The organism is Methylobacterium sp. UNCCL125, from assembly GCF_900116795.1.
GTDB lineage: Bacteria > Pseudomonadota > Alphaproteobacteria > Rhizobiales > Beijerinckiaceae > Methylobacterium > Methylobacterium fujisawaense.
Genome location: NZ_FPBW01000010.1, coordinates 81,672 through 100,467, shown reverse-complemented (window position 1 = coordinate 100,467; position 18,796 = coordinate 81,672). Strand labels below are relative to the sequence as shown.

The following is an 18,796-nucleotide window of genomic DNA, read 5'->3' as shown; positions in this document are numbered from 1 at the left end:
CGCCGTGCACGGACCGCTTCCCCCATGCTTCGCTCGATCCATCGCGCCCGCTCCGGCGGGCCGGCTCCCCTCTGTGGCGTTCTCCTCGCGCTCCTCGCCAGTCCGACCGCCGCCCAGGAGGCCGTCACCCTGGATGAACTCTCCGTGGCCGGCGCGGGCGGAGACCCGAACCGCGCTGCGCCGAACGGCCTCAATCTGCGCACCCCGGACCGGACCGCGAGCCGCCTCGGTCTGACGCCGCTGGAGACGCCGGCCAGCCTCGACATCGTGTCGGGTGAGACCGCGCGGCTGCGCGGCCAGGATACGATCGCCGAAGCCGTGACCCAGGACGCCACCGGCATCACCACCATCGCGGCACCCGGCAACGGCAACGGCGCCTTCACGTCGCGGGGCTTCGCCGGCCCGAACTCGATCCAGCAGCTCTACGACGGCACGCGCTTCTACGTCGGCGCCAACACGGTGACCTTCCCGTTCGACACGTGGAACGTCGAGCGCATCGAGGTGCTCCGCGGCCCGTCTTCGGTGCTCTACGGCGACGGCGCCATCGGCGGCGTGATCAACGTGGTGCCGAAGAAGCCGGTCTTCGTGCCGATCAACGCCGCCCGCGCCGTTGTCGGCACGGATGGCGTTGCGCGCCTTGCGTTCGATTCGGGCGGTGGAATCGGTCAAGCGGAGTTCGGCGACACCTTCGCGTATCGCCTCAACGTCAGCGGCAATCGCGCCGACGGCTGGATCCGGCCGGAGGGCGATTTCCGCAACCTCGCGGTCTCGGCCGCCCTGCTGTTCCGACCGAGCGCCGATCTGGCGTTCACCCTGAGCCACGATCTCGGCTACCAGGAGCCCGCCCGCTACTGGGGCACGCCGCTCGTCGAGGGACGGATCCCGGACCTCATCCGGTTCAACAACTACAACGTCCGGGACGCGAAGATCACCTGGGCCGACAATTGGACCCAGCTCAAGACCGAATGGTCGCCCTCGGCCGACATCACGATCCGCAACACCGCCTACCGGCTCACCAGCCGGCGCCACTGGCTCGACGTCGAGCAATATTCCTACAACTGCGGCACCGGGCTGGTGGACCGGGGCGATTATCTGGAAATCTACCACAGCCAGGAGCAGGTCGGGGATCGGCTCGACGCGACGTTCCGGGGCAGCCTGTTCGGCTTGCCCAACCAGTTCGTGGCCGGGTTCGACGTGAACCACATCGACTTCCGGCACACCAACAACTTCTACTTCGACCAGACCACCAGCGTGCCGCTCGTCGGCTACGATCCGGGCCTCTTCCCGCAGAACGGGCGAGCCCGTCCGGCCTACGCCACGCAGACGAGCCAAGCCTCGGTCTTCGCGGAGGACCGTCTGATCCTGTCGGACAAGCTCTCGTTCCTCACCGGCGTGCGCCTCGACGTGCCGACGCTGAATCGGGAGGACCTGCAGACGGGATCGCGGTTCGAGAAGACCTACCGGGCGCTGGGCTACCGGTTCGGCCTCGTCTACAACCCGACGCCGGACAGCGCGCTCTACGCCCAGTACAGCTTCGCCACCGACCCGGTGAACAGCCTGATCACGCTGAACCAGTCGCTGGCGGGCTTCAAGCTCGCCACAGGCGATCAAGTCGAGATCGGCGCCAAGGGTCTTGCCTTCGACGGTGCCGTGGAATGGACCATCGCGGGCTACCGGATCGTCAAGGACAACCTGATCTCGGCAATTCCCGGCCAGCCGACGCTGTCCACGCAGGTGGGGAGCCAGTCCTCGCAGGGATTCGAGCTGGCCTTGGGCTGGCGCTTCGCTCCGGGCTGGCGGCTGGACGGCAACCTCGCGCTGCTGCACGCGCAGTACGACCGGTTCGACCAGACGGTGAACGGCGCCACGGTCTCGTACGCCGGCAATCAGCCCATCGACGTGCCCGAGCGCGTGGCCAACCTCTGGCTGACCTGGGACGTCTACCGCGACTGGACCGCGCGGGTCGGGCTTCAGAACGTCGGGCAGGTCTACAGCGACTTCGGCAATACGGCGCGGCGTCCGGCCTACAACCTCGTCAACGTGGTCCTCGACCATCAGGTCACGGCGGAGTCGCGCCTGTCCGTGCGGGTCTACAACCTCTTCGACAAGGTCTACGCGATCAGCGGCAATGCCGTGAACGGGGTCGGGACCAACTGGCTGCTCGGGCGGCCGCGCTCGGTCGAGGTCGCCTACACGGTGACGTGGTGAGCCTGCCGCGGCGGCTCGGCAAGGCGGGACGGCGCTGGCTGCTGCTGTTCCACCGCTGGGCCGGGATCGCCGCGGGGCTGTTCTTCGCCCTGTGGATCGGCTCCGGACTGGTGATGCTCTACGTGCCGTTCCCGGCGCTCACCGGGGCCGAGCGCCTGGACCGACTCGCACCGATCGCCTGGGAGCGCGTCGCGGTGGCGCCCGACGACGCGCTGCGGGCCGGCGGTCTTGCCGGCGTGCCGGCGGCCTTCGCCCTGGAGATGCGCGGTGCGGAACCGGTCTACCGGATCGCCGACCGCGACGGGCGCCGGGCCACGGTCTCGGCGCGGACCGGGGAGCGGCTCGGCCCGCTGACGCCCGAGGATGCGTTGCGTCTCGCGGCCGAGGGGATTCCGGGCGCACATGTCGATCCGGTCGAGCGGGACCAGTGGACCGTCACGGCCCGGTACGATCCGCTCCGGCCGTTCCTGAAGGTCGTCCTCGACGATGCGGCCGGGACCGAGCTCTACGTGTCTCAGGTCACCGGCGAGGTCGCCCTCGACACGACCCGCTTCGAGCGTGGCTGGAACTGGGCCGGCGCCGTGGCGCACTGGATCTACCTGACGCCGCTGCGCGCCCGGGCCGATCTGTGGCGGACGGTCCTGCTGTGGCTGTCCGGCTTCGCCGCCCTCGGGGCGCTGAGCGGCCTCGCGATCGGGATCTGGCGCCTGCGCCTCCGCCGCCGCTACGCGGGCGGGGCCGTCACGCCCTATCGCGGTCTCGCCCGCTGGCACCACCTGTTCGGCCTCGCGGGCGGAATCGGACTCAGCACCTTCATCCTCAGCGGCTGGATTTCGATGAACCCGAACCGCTGGTTCTCGTCGAACGCTTTGCCCGCCGAGATCCGCGCCGCCTATGCCGGACAGCCCGCCGCCCTCGGCCTCGACGCCGGAGCCCTGCGGGGCTTCGCAGAGGCCGGAACCCGCGCGCTGCGCTTCGCCGCCATCGGCGGGTCTTGGTGGATCGTCGCCGACACACCGGCGGGAGCCCGGACCCGCAGGGCGGATGACGGCACGCTCCTCGATGCCGCCGCGATCGCACGGGCCGCCGGTCCGGCCCTGCCCGTCGGATTACGGGCGGCAGAGCCCCTGACCGCCTACGACCTGTACTGGTATCCGCACGGGATCGACCCACGGCCGCTTCCGGTGCTGCGCCTGCGCTTCGCTGATCCGGACGCCACGTGGCTCCACGTCGATCCCCGGGACGGGACCATCCTCCAGCGCCTGGATCGCTCCGGCCGCATCAACCGCTGGCTGTTCGACGCCGCGCACCGCCTCGATCTGCCGGGGCTCAGCGGCAACCGCTCGCTCCACGATGCCGCCCAATGGGTCCTGAACCTCCTGGCGGCGGGGATCGCGGTCACCGGTCTGGTCGCGGGCTGGCGCCGCCTGCGCCGCGTTCTGTCGGCCTAGGGGGCCGGCCGAGGCTCCCGGTGCCCGACGCCGCCGATCACGCCCGCTTGGTCGTCACGCCGAAAGCGCAGTGACCCGGTGCCCGCCGACAGCGCGACGTCCGGCGCAGCCATGGATGGCTTCGCCGCTCGCGCAAGGACGGCGCCGTGGCGGCCGGAGCGTTCAGAACCGCGCCGTCAGGAACAGCCGCACGTTCCGCCCCGGCAGCAGGATCTCGTCCTTCTTGAACGAGGTCGAGTTGCGGATGTCGTCGTTCAGGAGGTTGCGGCCCTGGACGCCGAGGGTGATCGCGCTCGCCCCGTAGACCGCGGGATCGACCGCCTTGGTGTAGCTCAGCTCGGCCCGCAGGTCGTCGTAGCCGGGCGTGGGCGTCTCGTAGACCGCCGTGGCGTCGTGGCTGAAGGCGTGGATGAGGTTCACCCGCGCGAACCATCCGTCGGCCCGCAGGTAGACGCCGCCGCCGAGCCGGTAGGGTGGGATGCGCGGCACGTTGGTGCCGTTGTCGAACTGGGCGCGAACGAAATCGAACTGCCCCTCGATGCCGGCGAAGCCGTTGCCCACCGGCAGGAGGTCGTACTGGCCGATGATCTCGGCGCCGTAGAAGGTCGCGTTCTGCTGCTGATAGACGATCTGCCGGTTGTCGGTGCCGACACCGCAGGAGGCGAAGTCGTCGTCGCAGGTCAGCCCCGTGTAGTTGCGGTAGATGAAGCCGGTATAGCGCGTGAAGTAGCCGGTGGCGTCGAGGCGGAAGGGTCCCTCGGCCCGCCGGATGCTGGCCTCGACGGTCCGGGCGCGCTCCTTCTTGAGATTCGGGTTGCCGATCTCGAAGGTCGCGGTGGCATCGTGGGGCCCCTGCGAGAACAGCTCGTAGCCGGTGGGTCCGCGCTCGACATAGGAGCCGGTGAGGCTCGCCACGAAGCCGTAGGGCAGATCCTGCAGGGCGCCGATGCTGGCGCTCTTCGGCGCGAAGCGGCGGGTCCGGGCGTACTGGAACGGCTCCTGCCCGTCGACCGGCACGTAATCGCTGGGGAACTGCGCGGCCGTACTCGACAGCCGATCGACCTCGTAGCGCCCGGCCGCCTGCAGACGCGTGCCCGGACGCAGCTCCAGCTCCTCGAACAGGTAGACCGCGTTGGCACGGGACTCGGTCTTGGGCAGGAACGATTCGAGCTGCGTGTTGATCACACGCCGGTCCGACTGGAAGCCGAGCGCGCCGGTGAGCTTGCCGAGATCCGTGAAGACCGGGACGTGCTGGAGTTCCAGGCGCCCTTCGGCCTCCCGGTTCTTGAAGATCGCCTGGACGCCCTCGATCCCGTCCTCGCCGATGCCGACCTCGTTGTGGCGATAGACCGAGTAGCCCGCCCAGTAGCGGATCACCTCGAAGGGGCCGTCGAGGGGCCGGTACTCGCCCCGCGACAGCACCCGATCCTGGTTCGGGGTCAGCCGGGTCCGGTCCTGCTCCGCCACGCCGCCGGGGATCGCATAGATGGCGTCGTAGTGGCTGAAGGAGATGCCGACGAAGCCGCGGTCGCCGATCGCCGAGATGCCGACCGCGCCGCCCTGCGACTCGTTGTAGGAGTTGCGCTGGATCCCGCCGGGGATCGCGTAGCTGTCGTTGGCCGTCTTGAAGCCGTCGGCGTGGACCGCGATGCCATCGCCGCCGGCATCCACCGTGGCGGCCCCGAGCCGGCCGTTGTCCACGCTGGAGAAGCCGGTGGTCACCTGCCCCTGCACCCCGTTCGCCGGAATGAAGGTCGGCACCCGGTTGTTGTCCGCCGAGACCACGCCGCCGATGGCGCCGGAGCCGTAGCGCAAGGTCGCGGGGCCGCGGATCACCTCGATCCGGTCGGCCACCAGCGGATTCACCGGCACGGCATGGTCCTCGCCGAGGTCGGACACGCCGCCGTTGACGATGCCATTCTCCTGGATGCGCACCCGGGCGTTGTCGAGACCGCGGATGATCGGCCGTGAGGCCGCGCCCGGGGCGTAGGACGTGCCGGAGATGCCAGGCCTGTCGAACAGGGCGTCGCCCAAGGTCCGGGGCTGATCGCGCGCGATCTGCTCCTGGGTGACCACGGTGACGGGGGAGAAGGTGTTGGTCGCCACCGGCAGAACGCCGATCGGGACCGCCGCGTCGGCGATCGGCGCGGTGCGCGGGGCCTGGATCGGGCTCGGACTGGTGACGCTGATCTCGTCGAGGGTGACGGCCTGCTGGGCCCGGGCAACCGACGGAGCCAACATGCCGGTGCAGACGGTCGAGGACAGCATTGTGCCGGCAAGGAAGCGGAGGCGACGCAGGCGGGACATGGAGACTCACATAGTGTTATACTGTTTCAGTGTCGCGGACATCGGGTCAGGTGCAAGGTGTAATCCCGCGCCACCCCGACACGCTTGAGAAACGTTACATCGTTGCAACAGCTTCGCCGGGTCCCGCCGCTGCGGCGCGTTTCACTGCCTTGACTTTGAAATGTTATAACATTTTGATTGCGGCATGACACAGCCCGATCGCCGCCTGCCCGTCACCGTTCTGTCCGGCTTTCTAGGAGCCGGCAAAACGACGCTGCTCAATCATGTTCTGAACAACCGCGACGGCCGCCGGGTGGCGGTGATCGTGAACGACATGAGCGAGGTCAACATCGATGCCGACCTCGTCCGCGCGGGCGGAGCCGACCTGTCCCGGACGGACGAGACCCTCGTCGAGATGACCAACGGCTGCATCTGCTGCACCCTGCGCGACGATCTGCTCGCCGAGGTCCGCCGCCTGTCGGAGACCGGGCGGTTCGATTACCTGCTGATCGAGGGCACCGGCATCGCCGAACCGCTCCCGATCGCGTCGACCTTCTCGTTCCGGGACGAGGCGGGCCGCTCCCTGTCGGATCTGGCCCGGCTCGACACGATGGTGACCGTGGTCGACGCGGTGAACCTGCTGAAGGATTACGGCTCGGCCGCGTTCCTGCGTGAGCGCGGGGAGACCGCGGGCGCCGAGGATACGCGCACGCTCGTGGACCTGCTCGTGGAGCAGATCGAGTTCGCCGACGTGGTGGTGATCAACAAGGCGCATGACGTCTCACCCGAGCATCTCGCGCTGGTCCGCTCGGTGGTGCGCGGCCTGAACGCCGACGCCCGCATCCTCGAGACCGATCACGGACGTGCGCCGCTCGCGGAAATCCTCGACACCGGCCTGTTCGACGAGGAGAAGGCGCAGCAGCACCCGCTCTGGTTCAAGGAACTCTACGGCGCCCACACGCACGTACCGGAGACCGAGGAATACGGCATCGCCTCCTTCGTCTACCGGGCCCGGCGCCCCTTCGACCCCGAGCGCTTCAACGCCTTCGTCAACGCCACCTGGCCGGGCCTGATCCGGGCGAAGGGCCATTTCTGGCTGGCGACGCGGCCGGATTGGGTCGGCGAGTTCTCCCTGGCGGGGGCCGTGGCCAGGGTCTCCGCGATGGGGTTCTGGTGGTCGGCGGTGCCGCGGCGGCGCTGGCCGGAGGCGCCCGAGTTCCGGGAGCGCCTGCATACGGTCTGGAGCGAGGTCTGGGGCGACCGGCGCCAGGAACTGGTCTTCATCGGATCCGGGATGGACCGCGCCGCGCTCATCGCCGCGCTCGATGCCTGCCTCGTGGACACCGGACCGGATCGCGCACCTTTCGATCCCGCGCCCTACCGCGAACTGCCGGATCCGTTCCCGGCCTGGCGCCGGGCCGCGGCCTGAGCCCCGCCGGTCAGGCCGGCAGGCCCTCCGTCTCGTCCTCGGCCTCGATCTCGGCATCGGCCTCCGCCACCTGACCGGAGGCACCGGCTGCCTCGGCGAGGCCGCGGGCGGCCTTGCGCAGGAGCTTGCGCAGGCGTCGGCGGTCGGTCTTGTCGAGGTGGTCGAGCAACTCGGCCTCGACCTCTTCCTGGATCCGCTCGATCGCCTCGGCCTTGGCCATGCCGGCTTCCGTGAGCTGAACCCGGACCACGCGGCCATCGCCCGACTCGGCCCGGCGCTCGACGATGCCGAGGGCCGCGAGCCGCGTCACGGTCTTGGACGCGGTGGGCGGCCGCACCCGCAGCAGCGCCGCGAGATCACCCATGGTCATGGTGCCGGCCGCAGCCAACGCCTGCACCACCTGCTCCTGGCCGGCGAAAAGCCCCAGCTTGGCCAGCCGGTCGCCGGTGCGGGCGCGGTGCAGGCGCGCCGCCTGCACCAGCGCCCAACCGACGCTGCGGACGCCGGGCGGCCGCATCTTCTTGGACGTGTGGCCGAGCACGGCCGCAGCTTCGTCCTGATGATCGCGCTTCTGCTTGTCGCCCACCGGAGCGCCCGAATTAATGCCGGCGGCCGCCGGACGATCCTGAAACTGCACCGTCCACCCCCGTCACGCGGCCGCTCCGGTCCGTGTGGCGCTGGCCGGTGACGGTGCGATGACGGGGCCGACGTGAAGGTCGGATCAGCAGTGCATGAGGCGCTGAAGACGGTCCAGGATATCCTCGCCGGTGCAGGGCCGGGCGATGAACTCGGCATGCTCGGGCATGCGGGCCGGATCCGGGGCCGCGCGCCCGGAGACGATCAGGATCGGCAGTTGCGGCCGCGCCTCGGCCACGGAACTCGCCAGATCGAACCCGTCGGTCTTTCCCGACAGCTGCACGTCCGTGACCAGGCCGCAGATGTCCGGGCGCGCCTGCAGGATGCTCAGCGCGCGCTCGGCCGAGGCGCACTGAACGGTGTCGTAGCCGCCTTCCTCCAGCACGTCCCCGAGGTCCATGATCGTCAGCGCCTCGTCCTCGACGAGGAGGATTACCGGCCGATCGCCGCTCGAACCCGTCTGCTCGCTCGCCACTGTGTACTCCCTTTGGCAGCGTCCGGCCGCGCGGGCCGCCGCACGCATCTCCAGCCGTAGGCCCAACGGCAGAAACGGTCACGGGTTGCAGGCGCCCGCGGAGACGGATCACGGGAATGTGGAACGCCCGGTCGTCATGCCGATCCGGGCGCCAGCTCGGTCACCACGGCGGCGACCGCCTCGATCAGCCGGTCGAGATCCGCTGCATCGATCGTGAGGGCGGGGGTGAGATAGACGATGTCGCCGAACGGCCGGACCCAGACGCCGCGGGCGAGCAATCGCGCCTTGAGGACGGCCAAGTCGGGCGCACGGGCGAACTGCACCGCTCCGATGGCACCGAGTACCCGGACATCCGCCACGCCCCGCACCCGCCGCAGGGGTTCCAGCCCCTCGGCAAGACGGGCCGCGATGGCGCGGGCCTGGATCAGCCGTGGCTCCGCCTCAAACAGATCGAGGCTGGCATTGGCCGCTGCGCAGGCCAGGGGATTGGCCATGAAGGTCGGGCCGTGCATCAGCGCGGCCGCGGGGTCTTCGGACCAGAACGCCGCGAACACCTCCGTGCGGGCGACCGTGGCGGCGAGCGCCATCGTTCCGCCCGTAAGGGCCTTCGACAGGCAGACGATGTCGGGCACGATTCCCGCCTGCTCGCAGGCGAACAGGCTGCCGGTGCGCCCGAAGCCGGTGAAGATCTCGTCGGCGATGAGCGGCAGTCCGTGCCGGCGCGCCAGCCCGGCGATCGCCGCGAGCACCTCAGGCGGGTGCGTCCGCATCCCGCCCGCACCCTGGACCAGCGGCTCGACAATCACCGCCGCCAGGGTGTCGCGATGAGACGCGAGGGCCGCGTCGAGCGCCGCGGTCTCGGCCGCGCTTCGCGGCAGGTCGCAGAAGATCTGGCTCGGCAGGTAGGCACCGAAGCGGCGATGCATGCCCTCCTCGGGGTCGCAAACCGACATCGCCCCCATCGTGTCGCCGTGATAGCCGCCCCGGAACGCCAGGACCTTCGTCCGGCCGCCCACCCCGCGGTTGATCCACATCTGCGCCGCCATCTTGAGCGCGACCTCCACGGCGACCGAGCCCGAATCGCTCAGGAAGACGTGGTCGAGATCGCCCGGCAGCAGGGCGGCGAGCCGGCGCGCCAGCGTCTCCGCCGGCGCATGGGTGAGGCCGCCGAACATCACGTGGGGCATGCGCGCGAGCTGGTCGGCGACAGCGCCCGCTATGTGCGGGTGATTGTAGCCGTGCACCGCGGTCCACCAGGAGGCGATGCCGTCCACGAGTTCGCGGCCGTCGGCGAGGCGGATGCGGGTGCCATGCGTCGCGACCGCCTCCAGCGGCGGCGGGGCGAGGCGCATCTGCGTGTAGGGCCGCCAGAGATGGCCTGCGGGCGTTTCGAGGGTCATGCGTCCGGCATGGAAGCCCCTCGGACGGGGGTCAAGAGTCCGGCACCCGCCGCTTGACTTTGCCGCCGCGGCATCGCCCATCCCCATCCCCATGGACAGCCTCGACGCCTTCGCCACCGGGAAACTCGAAGCCCTCGAGGCCGGTCGCCTGCGCCGCACGCTGGTGCCGACGGAGCGCGGCTCCGGCGCCGCGGCGGCACGACGGGGCCGGACGCTCGTCTCCTTTTCCTGCAACGATTACCTCGGCCTCTCGCATCACCCGCGGGTGATCGCGGCGGCTCAGGCGGCCGTCGCGAGCCACGGCGCGGGGTCGGGCGGGTCGCGGCTCGTGACCGGCGACCATCCGTATCTCGGCGCGCTGGAGGACGGCCTCGCGCGCCACAAGGGCACGGAGGCCGCCCTGGTCTTCGGCAGCGGCTACCTCGCCAATCTCGGCATTACCCCGGCGCTGGCCGGGCGGGGCGACCTCGTCCTGCTGGACGCGCTGTCCCATGCCTGCATGTGGGCCGGCGCGCGGCTGTCGGGCGCGCGGGTCCTGACGTTCCGCCACAACGATCCCGGCGACCTCGCGGCCCAGCTCGCGGAGCACCGCCCCCATTACGGGCGCGCCCTGGTGCTCACCGAGCGGGTCTTCAGCATGGATGGCGACCGGGCGCCGCTCGGCGACATCCTGGGCATCGCGGAGACCTTCGACGCCTGGACGCTGGTGGACGACGCCCACGGCGTCGGCGTGGTCGAGGACGGGCCGCGGGCGCCGCTGGAAATGGGCACCCTGTCGAAGGCGCTCGGCTCGTATGGCGGCTATCTCTGCGCCTCGCGCCCGGTCATCGACCTGATGACGAGCCGCGCCCGCAGCTTCGTCTACACCACCGGCCTGCCTCCGGCCTCGGCCGCCGCCGCCCTGGAGGCGCTGACGATCCTGGAGGCGGAGCCCGACCGGCGTGCCCGACCGCTGACCCTCGCCCGGCGCTTCACCGCCCGTCTGGGCCTGCCAGAGGCCGAGAGCGCCGTCGTGCCGGTCCTGGTCGGCGAGGCGCAGGCGGCGCTCGACATCTCGGCCGCGCTAGAGGCCTCGGGATTCCTGGTGGTGGCGATCCGCCCGCCGACCGTGCCGGCCGGGACCGCGCGGCTGCGGGTGGCCTTCTCGGCCGCCCACGACGAGGCCCAGGTCGACGCCCTCGCGGAAGCGGTGGCCGTCCTCACCGGGCGCGCCTGAGAACCGCTTCCCGTTCGCGTAGCGCACACCTATACCGGGCGCCTGACGGAGCCGGAACGCTCCGGCCGGCCCGCCGCCGAGAAGCGGGTCAGATCCGGAATCGAGAGGACGACGCCATGGACGCCACCACGCTGCGAGCCCTCCAGGCTCCGATCAAGGACAAGTACCGCACCGCACCGGACGCGGCGGTCATCACCCTGAAGGCCAGGGGCACGCTGGACGACACCAAGATCGCCTGCAAGGTCGAGACGGGCCGCGCCATCGCGGAGGCCGGGCTCCATCCGGCGACGGGCGGTTCGGGGGCGGAGCTGTGCTCGGGCGACATGCTGCTGGAGGCGCTGGTCGCCTGCGCGGGGGTGACGCTCAAGGCGGTGGCCACAGCCCTGGAGATCCCGCTGCGCGCCGGCACGGTCAGCGCCGAGGGCGACCTCGATTTCCGCGGCACCCTCGGGGTCGACAAGGAGGCGCCGGTGGGCTTCCGCAGCATCCGCCTGTTCTTCGAACTCGATACCGACGCGCCGGAGGACAAGCTGGCGCAGCTCCTGAAGCTGACCGAGCGCTACTGCGTGGTGTTCCAGACCCTGAACCACAAGCCCGAGCTGTCCGTGGCCACGACCACGGTCTGACGGAGGGAGCATGGCGGGCGGCATCACCCAGACCGAATACTGGAACGGCGAGGTCGGCACGCGCTGGGCGCGCAATCAGGTCGTCCTCGACGCGATGTTCCTCCCGCTGACGGAGGCGCTGTTCGCCCGCACGCCCCTCGCTCCCGGCGACACGGTGCTCGATATCGGCTGCGGCGCGGGGGCCACGACCCTGGAGGCCGCCCGCAGGGTCGGGCCCGGCGGCGGCGTCACGGGGGCCGACATCTCGGCGCCGCTGCTCGCCGTGGCGCGGGACCGCGCCGCCGCGGAGGTTGCACGCACCGCCCCGATCCGGTTCGTGGAGGCGGATGTCGGGACGGCCGATCTCGGTCCTTTCGACGGGATCCTGTCGCGCTTCGGCGTGATGTTCTTCCCGGATTCCGCCGGCGCTTTCGCCAACATTCGCCGGATGCTCAAGCCGGGCGGCCGGCTGACCTTCCTGTGCTGGCGGACCTTGCCCGAGAATCACTGGGTGAGCGTGCCGCGCGAGGCGGTTCTGCCGCTCCTGCCGGAGCCCCCGCCTTCGCCGCAGCCCGACACGCCGGGACCCTTCCGCTTCGCCGACCCCGACCCGCTGGTCGCGCTCCTGCGCGCCGCCGGGTTCGCCGGCGTGACCTGCGACGCGCTCGACCGGGACATCGTCGTCGGTCAGGGCGAGACCGACGCGGCGGCGACCGCGGCGGCCACCCACGTCTCCCTGAACCTCGGCCCCAGCTCCCACCTCGTCCGCGAGGCCGCACCGGATCTCCGGGCGCGCGCCGAAGCGGCCGTGGCGGCGGCCCTCGCGCGGCACGCGGCGGAGGGCGCCGTGCGCCTGCGCGCCGCCTGCTGGCTCGTTCAGGCGGGCTGAGCCGGCATCCCGCGCCGCCGGGCGGGCGGCGCGTTCTCTCAGAGTCCCAGGGCGCCGCCGTCCGAGCGCGGGTCGTGGGTCGCCTCGATCCGACCGTTCCGGGGATGGCGGACCAGCATGCCCGCGTGCCCGAGCGAGTCGATGTAGGGTCCGCCCAGTTCCTCGATCTCGTGGCCGAGTCGGCCGAGGGCCGCGATGCAGGCCGGATCGAACCGGTCCTCCACCTTCACGCTGAGCGAGGGCGCCCCCCAGGTGCGCCCGTAGAGCAGGCGCGGCGCGTCGACGGCATCGGCCACCGACATCCCGTAATCGGCGTAGCGGGTGAAGATCTGGGCCTGGAATTGCGGCTGCCCGTCGCCGCCCATGCTGCCGTAGCTCATCACACGGCCGTCGTCGAAGGCGGCGAGCGCCGGGATCAGCGTGTGGAAGGGGCGCCGCCCCGGCTCCAGGGGATTCACGGCCTTCGGGTCGAGGGAGAACGACATGCCCCGGTTCTGCCAGCAGATGCCGGTGGCGGGCAGCACCGTGCCGGAGCCGTACTCCCAGTAGACCGACTGGATGTAGGAGACGGCAAGCCCGTCCTTGTCGATCGCGCCCATCCAGACCGTGTCGCCGTGACCCGGATCGGGCAGGGGCACCCGGGCTGCGCGACCCATGTCGATCAGCGCGGCCTCGCGGGCCAGCCGTTCCGGGGTCAGGAAGGCGGCGGGGTCGTGCCGCAGGCGGGCGAAATCGGTGACCACCCGGTCGCGGATCGCGAAGGCCCGCTTCGTCGCCTCGATCAGCCCGTGATAATGGGCCGTGCGTTCGGGCTCGGAGACGTTCAGCCGGTCGAAGATCCCGAAGATCAGCAGGGCGGCGAGCCCCTGGGTCGGCGGCGGGAAGTTGTAGAGCGTCGCGTCGCGGCGCCGGATCGACAGGGGCGCCCGCTCCACCGCCGCGAAGGCCTCCAGATCCGCCCGGGTGACCGGCGCACCGAGGCGCTCCAGGTCGGCGGCGATCTCCCGGCCGATATCGCCGCGATAGAAGTCGCCGAGCCCCGCATGAGCGAGCTGCTCCAGGGTATCGGCGAGGCGGGGCAGCGCGCGGGTCTCTCCGGCGGGATAGGGCTTGCCGTCCTTCAAGAAGGTTGCCGCAAAGTTTGGCGCGTCGTGGAGCGTGTCGAGTTCCTGGGGCACGTAGCGTGCCTCCGAGGGCGAGACCGCGACGCCGGCTCGGGCCTGACCGATCGCGTCGGCGAAGAGCGTCTCCAGGGGCAGGCGGCCGCCGAGCGCCCGCGCCAGCTCCAGGGCGAGGCGCCAGCCGCCCACCGCGCCCGCCACCGTGACCATGGCGTCGGGTCCCCGCGCGGGGATCGCGTCGTAGCCCTTCTCGCGGTAGCGGGGGATCGTGGCGAGACGCCCGGCCGGGCCACAGGCCTCGATGCCCCGCACCCGGCCGCCCCGCTCGCGCACCAGCCAGAACCCGTCGCCGCCGATGCCGTTCATGTGCGGATAGACCACCGCGATAGAGGCGGCCATCGCCACCATCGCCTCGATGGCGTTGCCCCCCTGGGCGAGGACGGTCTGGCCGGCCTGGGCGGCGAGGCTGTGGGGTGCGGCGACGGCGGCGGACGTGAAGACGGGGGTCTCGGGCATCGACGGTCCTGTGGTGTACCGGCCGCAGGGTTAGGCGAGGCGACGCCTCCTGCAAAGACCAAGCGCATACGGGCGGCGGGCCATGCTATGCTGCGCGTGTGCTGTCGCCCAGAAGCGGCCGATGTCCTGCAAACTCATTTCCTGGCTGGCCCTCGGCCTGTCGACCCTTCCCGCTGCGGCCCAGACGCGGACCGTGTACGAGGGCGCGGGCGCCGATCCGCGCATCTCGGTCTCGCAGCCGGAGACCACCAGCCAGGCCTCGGGCGGCTATGTCCGCTCGGTGGAGCCCTCTCTCGGCCCGCTCGGCGACCCGCTCGGGATCCGCCCGGTCCTGAAGGAACGGGGCATCGCGTACAGCCTGACCTACATCGCCGACGTGCTCGGCAATCCGGTCGGCGGCCTTCGACAGGGTGCGATCGTCGAGGATCGCCTCAACCTGCGCCTCAACCTCGACCTCGACCGGCTGGCGGGCTGGCAAGGCGCCACGGTCCATGCCAACGCCTACTTCATCCACGGCACCGGCCTGTCGCGCTACTATGTCGGCAACCTGCTGACCACGAGCGTCATCGAGGCGCTGCCGTCCACGCGGCTCTACGTGCTCTGGTTCGACCAGAGCCTGATGGACGGCCAGCTCGGGATCCGGATCGGGCAGCAGGCTGCCGACACCGAGTTCTTCGTCAGCCAGACCGCGACGCTGTTCGTGAACTCGACCTTCGGCTGGCCGGTCATCACCGGGCTCGACCTGCCGAGCGGCGGGCCGGCCTACCCGCTCGCAGCCCCGGCGATCCGGGCCAAATACGTGCCGGGCAACGGCTTCTCCCTGCAGGTCGGGCTCTACGACGGTGATCCGGCCGGTGCGAATCGTCCGGGTGACGATCCGGAGGCACAGCGCCTCGACCGGACGGGCACCAATTTCCGCCTGCGCGATCCGGCCCTGATCATCGCCGAGGCCACCTACGCGTACAACATCGCGCCCGGTTCCCGGGGCCTGCCCGGCGACATCACCCTGGGCGGCTGGCAGCATTTCGGCCGGTTCGACAGCCTGCGCTTCGACATCACCGGCGTGCCGCTCGCCGACCCGAACGCCACCGGGATCGGCCGGCCGGTGCGCGGCAATGCCGGCCTCTACGCGATCTACGACCAGACCCTTTACCGGGAATCCGGCAAGGACGACGAGGGCCTCGGCTTCTTCGTGCGCGCCGCGTGGTCGCCCACCCGCTCCAGCCTGATCGACGCCTACCTGGATACCGGGCTGGCCTATAAGGGCCTGTTCGACGGGCGCGACGACGACACGATCGGCCTCAGCGTCGCCTACGCGCGCATCAGCGACGAGGCCCAGCGGGCCGACCGGGACACGATCCTCTACTCGGGCATGCCGATGCCCCGCCGCCGCGCCGAGGCGGTGATCGAGGCGACCTATCAGGCCGTGGTCGTGCCGGGCTTCACGGTTCAGCCCGACGCGCAATACGTCATCCGGCCGGGCGCCGGCATCGCCGGTCCGGACGGCCGCCGGCTGCGCAACGCGGCGGTGCTTGGGGTACGCGCCACCGTGCAGTACTGAGCCGGCCTGCGACCGTGGGCCCCGGAACGGTCCCGGGGCTCCGCCTCTTTCAGCAGCATGTTAGTCTTCGAGTGGGTCGTCGGCGTCCTGTTCGGCGCCGTCCTACTGGCCGGTGTCGCACGTCGGCTCGGGGCGCCATATCCGGCCTTCCTGGCGCTGGGCGGTGTCGGCCTCGCCTTCGTCCCCGGCGTCCCGAACCTGCGGCTCGATCCCGAACTGGCGCTCGCGCTGTTCCTGGCTCCGGTCCTGCTCGATGCCGGCTTCGACGCCTCCGTGCGGGATCTGAAGGAGGACTGGCGCGCGGTGGCCGGGCTCGCGGTCGGGGCGGTGGCGGTGACCACGCTCGCCGTCGCGGTCGTGGCGCGGCTCGTGGTCCCGGACATGCCGCTCTCCGCCTGCATCGTGCTCGGTGCCGTGGTCGCGCCGCCCGACGCCGTGGCGGCACTGGCGGTGCTCAAGCACGCGCCGATGCCGCACCGGCTCGCCACGATCCTGCGCGGCGAGAGCCTGCTCAACGACGCGGCCTCGCTGCTGATCTACCGGCTCGGCGTGACGGCCGCGATGGCTGGCACCTTCCACCCGGCGGAGGTGGCGCCGGCGTTCCTCCTGGGCGTCGTCGCGAGCCTCGTCGTCGGCCCCTGCCTCGGCCTGCTGTTCGTGGCCGTGACCCGGCGCGTGACCGACCCGGCGAGCGCGATCGTGATGCAGTTCGTCGCCGCCTTCGGGATCTGGCTTGCCGCGGAGCGGCTCGAGCTGTCGGGGGTCCTGACCATCGTGACCTTCGCGGTGACGGTCGCCCGCCGGGCCCCCGGCGTCACCGCGCCCCGGGCCCGGGTGATCTCCTACGCCGTCTGGGACACGGCGGTGTTCGTGCTCAACGTCCTGGCCTTCGTGCTGATCGGCATCCAGATCGACCCGATCCGGGAGCGGCTGAGCGGCGCGGATGCGTGGCAGGCCCTGATCCTCGCGGGCGCGACCTTCGCCACCGTGGTGGTGACCCGCCTCGCCTGGGTCCTGCCGACCACCGGGATCCGCGAATTCGGCCTCCGCCAAGCCGGAGTTCCGGCGCGGCTGGGGCCGGGCATCGCCCTGTCCTGGGCGGGCATGCGCGGGATCGTCACCGTGGCCGCCGCCCTGGCGCTGCCTGCACAGTTCCCGCACCGGGATCTCGTGGTCGTCGCCGCCTTCGTCACGGTACTCGGAACCCTGATCGTTCAGGGCCTGACCCTGCGGCCGCTGCTCGCCCATCTGCGGCTCGAGGACGACGACCCCGTGGGGCGTGAGACGGGCCGGGCCCGGGCGGCGGCCTACAAGGCCGCCCTCGACAGCCTCGCGGATGCGGAGGACGCGCCGGCGACCGACGCGCTGCGCGCCGAGTTCCGCGCAGCCCTCGCGGAGGCGGAGGCGCACGACGAGGGCCTGGCGCCGGAGAGCCTGCCGGCGGACGCCGCCCGGCGCCAAGCCGTCGAGGCCGCCCGCGACACGGTGCTCGCCCTGCGCCGCCAGGGCCGGATCGGCGACGACGCCTATTTCCTGCTGGAGGAGGAGTTCGACTGGGCCGAACTCAGCGCGACGCCGCGCGCGGAGACCTGAGGCCGCGCGCCGTCACACGCCCTTGCGTGCCGCGATCCGGGCCTCGATCGCATCCCAGACGGCGACGGACAGGTCGGGGCCCCCGAGCCGCTGGATCGCCCGGATGCCAGTGGGCGAGGTGACGTTGATCTCGGTGAGGTGCCCGTCGATCACGTCGATCCCCACCAGGATCAGGCCCCGCCGCGCCAGCTCGGGCCCGATCGTGGCGCAGATCTCGCGCTCGCGGTCGGTCAGCTCCGAGGCGGAGGCGGCCCCGCCGCGGACCATGTTGGAGCGGATGTCGTTCGCCGCCGGGACGCGGTTGACCGCGCCCATGGGGACGCCGTCGACCAGGATGATGCGCTTGTCACCCTCCGTGACCCGGTCGAGGTAACGCTGCACCACCCAGGCCTCCCGGAAGGTCGTGGCGAACAGGTCGAACATCGAGCCGAAATTCGGATCCTTCTCGGTGACCTTGAACACGGCCGCGCCGCCATGCCCGTGCAGCGGCTTCATCGCTACCGTCCCGTGCTCCAGCCGGAAGGCCTCGATCTCCGCCTTGTCGCGGCTGATCAGGGTCGGCGGCATCAACTCGGGAAAATCGAGGACGAACAGCTTCTCGGGCGCGTTGCGCACCTCGAAGGGATCGTTGACCACGAGGGTCTCCGGATGGATCCGCTCGAGCATGTGGGTGGCCGTGATGTAGGCCATGTCGAAGGGCGGATCCTGGCGCATCAGCACCACGTCCGCCTCGGCCAGGTCGAGCCGCTCCGGTGGCGCCAGAGTGTAATGCGCGCCTTCGACGTCCTGCACGCTCAGGCGTTCGACCCGCGCGGTGACGCGCCGGCCCTGCATCGAGAGCCGGTCCGGCGTGTAGTAGACGAGCGTATGCCCCCGCCGCTGGGCCTCCAGCAGCAGGGCAAAGGTCGTGTCACCCGCGATCCGGATATTCTGGATCGGGTCCATCTGAACCGCGACGGTCAGGCTCATACCAAACGCCCCTCGCCAACGGCGGACATCACAACCGGATGCGGCAATCTCAATCGTCGGACAGAGACTTGCTGCCCGTGCGCTTGTCGTAGTCGCCGATCGCCGACCGGCATTCGGGAGACAGGCGCTTGCGGTTGCGCATCATGCAGCGATCCGCGTCCTGGCTGTTCGGGTCGACGCCCGCGCAGAGGCGGAAATAGTCGTTCGCGCAGCCAAGCTGCAGGCCTTGGTCCTCGCGCTGGGCATAGGCGGGGCCAGCCGTCAGCGCGAACAGCGCCAGCGCCGCAGTAGCCAACCCGCGGCGGCGGGCGGCGCGCAGGGATCGTTCCGGAACCAGTCGCATTCAGCGGTGTCCTCAATCTCGCTCGGGCGGAGAACCGACGCGGCGGTCCCGCAATCGCCCGCGTCCGGCATATCGGTCGGGCCGGGCGGTAGGCAAGC

General features: G+C 71.1%; 15 protein-coding genes. 8 read left to right on the top strand and 7 right to left on the bottom strand.

The window, feature by feature from the left end; translation table 11 throughout:
• Nucleotides 1–24 precede the first annotated feature (24 nt).
• Both BM396_RS11985 and BM396_RS11980 read left to right on the top strand, forming a co-directional pair.
• Nucleotides 25–2,208 (top strand): TonB-dependent receptor, encoded by a 2,184-nt coding sequence (locus BM396_RS11985; RefSeq protein WP_043388768.1) that lies wholly within the window; start codon nucleotides 25–27, stop codon nucleotides 2,206–2,208.
• Nucleotides 2,202–3,659 carry a PepSY domain-containing protein gene (locus BM396_RS11980; RefSeq protein ID WP_051976349.1) on the top strand — a complete coding sequence of 486 codons (1,458 nt, stop codon included), beginning with the start codon at nucleotides 2,202–2,204 and terminating at the stop codon, nucleotides 3,657–3,659. Before BM396_RS11985 ends, BM396_RS11980 begins: the two co-directional genes overlap by 7 nt.
• Nucleotides 3,660–3,821: 162 nt before the next feature.
• On the opposite strand, the gene BM396_RS11975 is transcribed toward BM396_RS11980, so the two are convergent.
• Nucleotides 3,822–5,927 (bottom strand): TonB-dependent receptor, encoded by a 2,106-nt coding sequence (locus tag BM396_RS11975; RefSeq protein WP_051976357.1) that lies wholly within the window; start codon nucleotides 5,925–5,927, stop codon nucleotides 3,822–3,824.
• A gap of 223 nt (nucleotides 5,928–6,150) precedes the next feature.
• Between BM396_RS11975 and zigA the strand changes: the two genes are divergently transcribed.
• Nucleotides 6,151–7,374 (top strand): zinc metallochaperone GTPase ZigA, encoded by a 1,224-nt coding sequence (gene zigA, locus BM396_RS11970; protein ID WP_043388774.1) that lies wholly within the window; start codon nucleotides 6,151–6,153, stop codon nucleotides 7,372–7,374.
• 10 nt (nucleotides 7,375–7,384) lie between these two features.
• Here the strand turns inward: zigA and BM396_RS11965 are convergent, their stop codons facing one another.
• The 3 genes from BM396_RS11965 to BM396_RS11955 all read right to left on the bottom strand — a co-directional run bounded on the left by BM396_RS11965 (nucleotide 7,385) and on the right by BM396_RS11955 (nucleotide 9,885).
• Complete coding sequence (locus tag BM396_RS11965; RefSeq protein ID WP_051976358.1) at nucleotides 7,385–7,960, bottom strand: MarR family winged helix-turn-helix transcriptional regulator; 576 nt, start codon at nucleotides 7,958–7,960, stop codon at nucleotides 7,385–7,387.
• 135 nt (nucleotides 7,961–8,095) lie between these two features.
• Nucleotides 8,096–8,485, bottom strand: coding sequence for a response regulator (locus tag BM396_RS11960; RefSeq protein ID WP_020093672.1), 390 nt, complete (start codon nucleotides 8,483–8,485; stop codon nucleotides 8,096–8,098).
• A gap of 134 nt (nucleotides 8,486–8,619) precedes the next feature.
• Complete coding sequence (locus BM396_RS11955; protein WP_043348472.1) at nucleotides 8,620–9,885, bottom strand: adenosylmethionine--8-amino-7-oxononanoate transaminase; 1,266 nt, start codon at nucleotides 9,883–9,885, stop codon at nucleotides 8,620–8,622.
• Nucleotides 9,886–9,976: 91 nt separating this feature from the next.
• Here BM396_RS11955 and BM396_RS11950 point away from each other — a divergent pair, with 91 nt between their 5' ends.
• The 3 genes from BM396_RS11950 (at nucleotide 9,977) to BM396_RS11940 (ending at nucleotide 12,595) form a co-directional block, all read left to right on the top strand.
• Nucleotides 9,977–11,101, top strand: a complete 1,125-nt coding sequence (locus tag BM396_RS11950) for an aminotransferase class I/II-fold pyridoxal phosphate-dependent enzyme (protein ID WP_043388779.1) — start codon at nucleotides 9,977–9,979, stop codon at nucleotides 11,099–11,101.
• Between the two features lie 116 nt (nucleotides 11,102–11,217).
• Nucleotides 11,218–11,727, top strand: coding sequence for an OsmC family protein (locus BM396_RS11945; protein WP_043349744.1), 510 nt, complete (start codon nucleotides 11,218–11,220; stop codon nucleotides 11,725–11,727).
• A gap of 10 nt (nucleotides 11,728–11,737) precedes the next feature.
• A complete protein-coding gene (locus BM396_RS11940) occupies nucleotides 11,738–12,595 on the top strand; it encodes a class I SAM-dependent methyltransferase (RefSeq protein ID WP_043388781.1) in 858 nt (285 codons plus the stop codon).
• Nucleotides 12,596–12,633: 38 nt separating this feature from the next.
• Here the strand turns inward: BM396_RS11940 and BM396_RS11935 are convergent, their stop codons facing one another.
• On the bottom strand, nucleotides 12,634–14,232 hold the full coding sequence (locus tag BM396_RS11935; RefSeq protein ID WP_043388783.1) for a gamma-glutamyltransferase family protein: 1,599 nt from the start codon (nucleotides 14,230–14,232) through the stop codon (nucleotides 12,634–12,636).
• Between the two features lie 121 nt (nucleotides 14,233–14,353).
• Between BM396_RS11935 and BM396_RS11930 the strand changes: the two genes are divergently transcribed.
• The gene (locus tag BM396_RS11930) at nucleotides 14,354–15,793 is read left to right on the top strand and encodes a carbohydrate porin (protein WP_043388785.1); all 1,440 of its coding nucleotides are present in this window, start codon (nucleotides 14,354–14,356) and stop codon (nucleotides 15,791–15,793) included.
• A 57-nt stretch (nucleotides 15,794–15,850) separates the two neighbouring features.
• Nucleotides 15,851–17,386, top strand: a complete 1,536-nt coding sequence (locus BM396_RS11925; protein ID WP_043388787.1) for a cation:proton antiporter — start codon at nucleotides 15,851–15,853, stop codon at nucleotides 17,384–17,386.
• Nucleotides 17,387–17,398: 12 nt separating this feature from the next.
• Here BM396_RS11925 and gshB read toward each other — a convergent pair whose 3' ends face one another.
• Both gshB and BM396_RS11915 read right to left on the bottom strand, forming a co-directional pair.
• Nucleotides 17,399–18,355: a glutathione synthase gene (gshB, locus tag BM396_RS11920; protein WP_043388789.1), complete on the bottom strand. Its 957-nt coding sequence runs from the start codon at nucleotides 18,353–18,355 to the stop codon at nucleotides 17,399–17,401.
• 49 nt (nucleotides 18,356–18,404) lie between these two features.
• Entirely contained in the window at nucleotides 18,405–18,698 is a 294-nt protein-coding gene (locus BM396_RS11915) for a hypothetical protein (protein ID WP_043349730.1), read from the bottom strand.
• Between the last annotated feature and the right edge of the window lie 98 nt (nucleotides 18,699–18,796).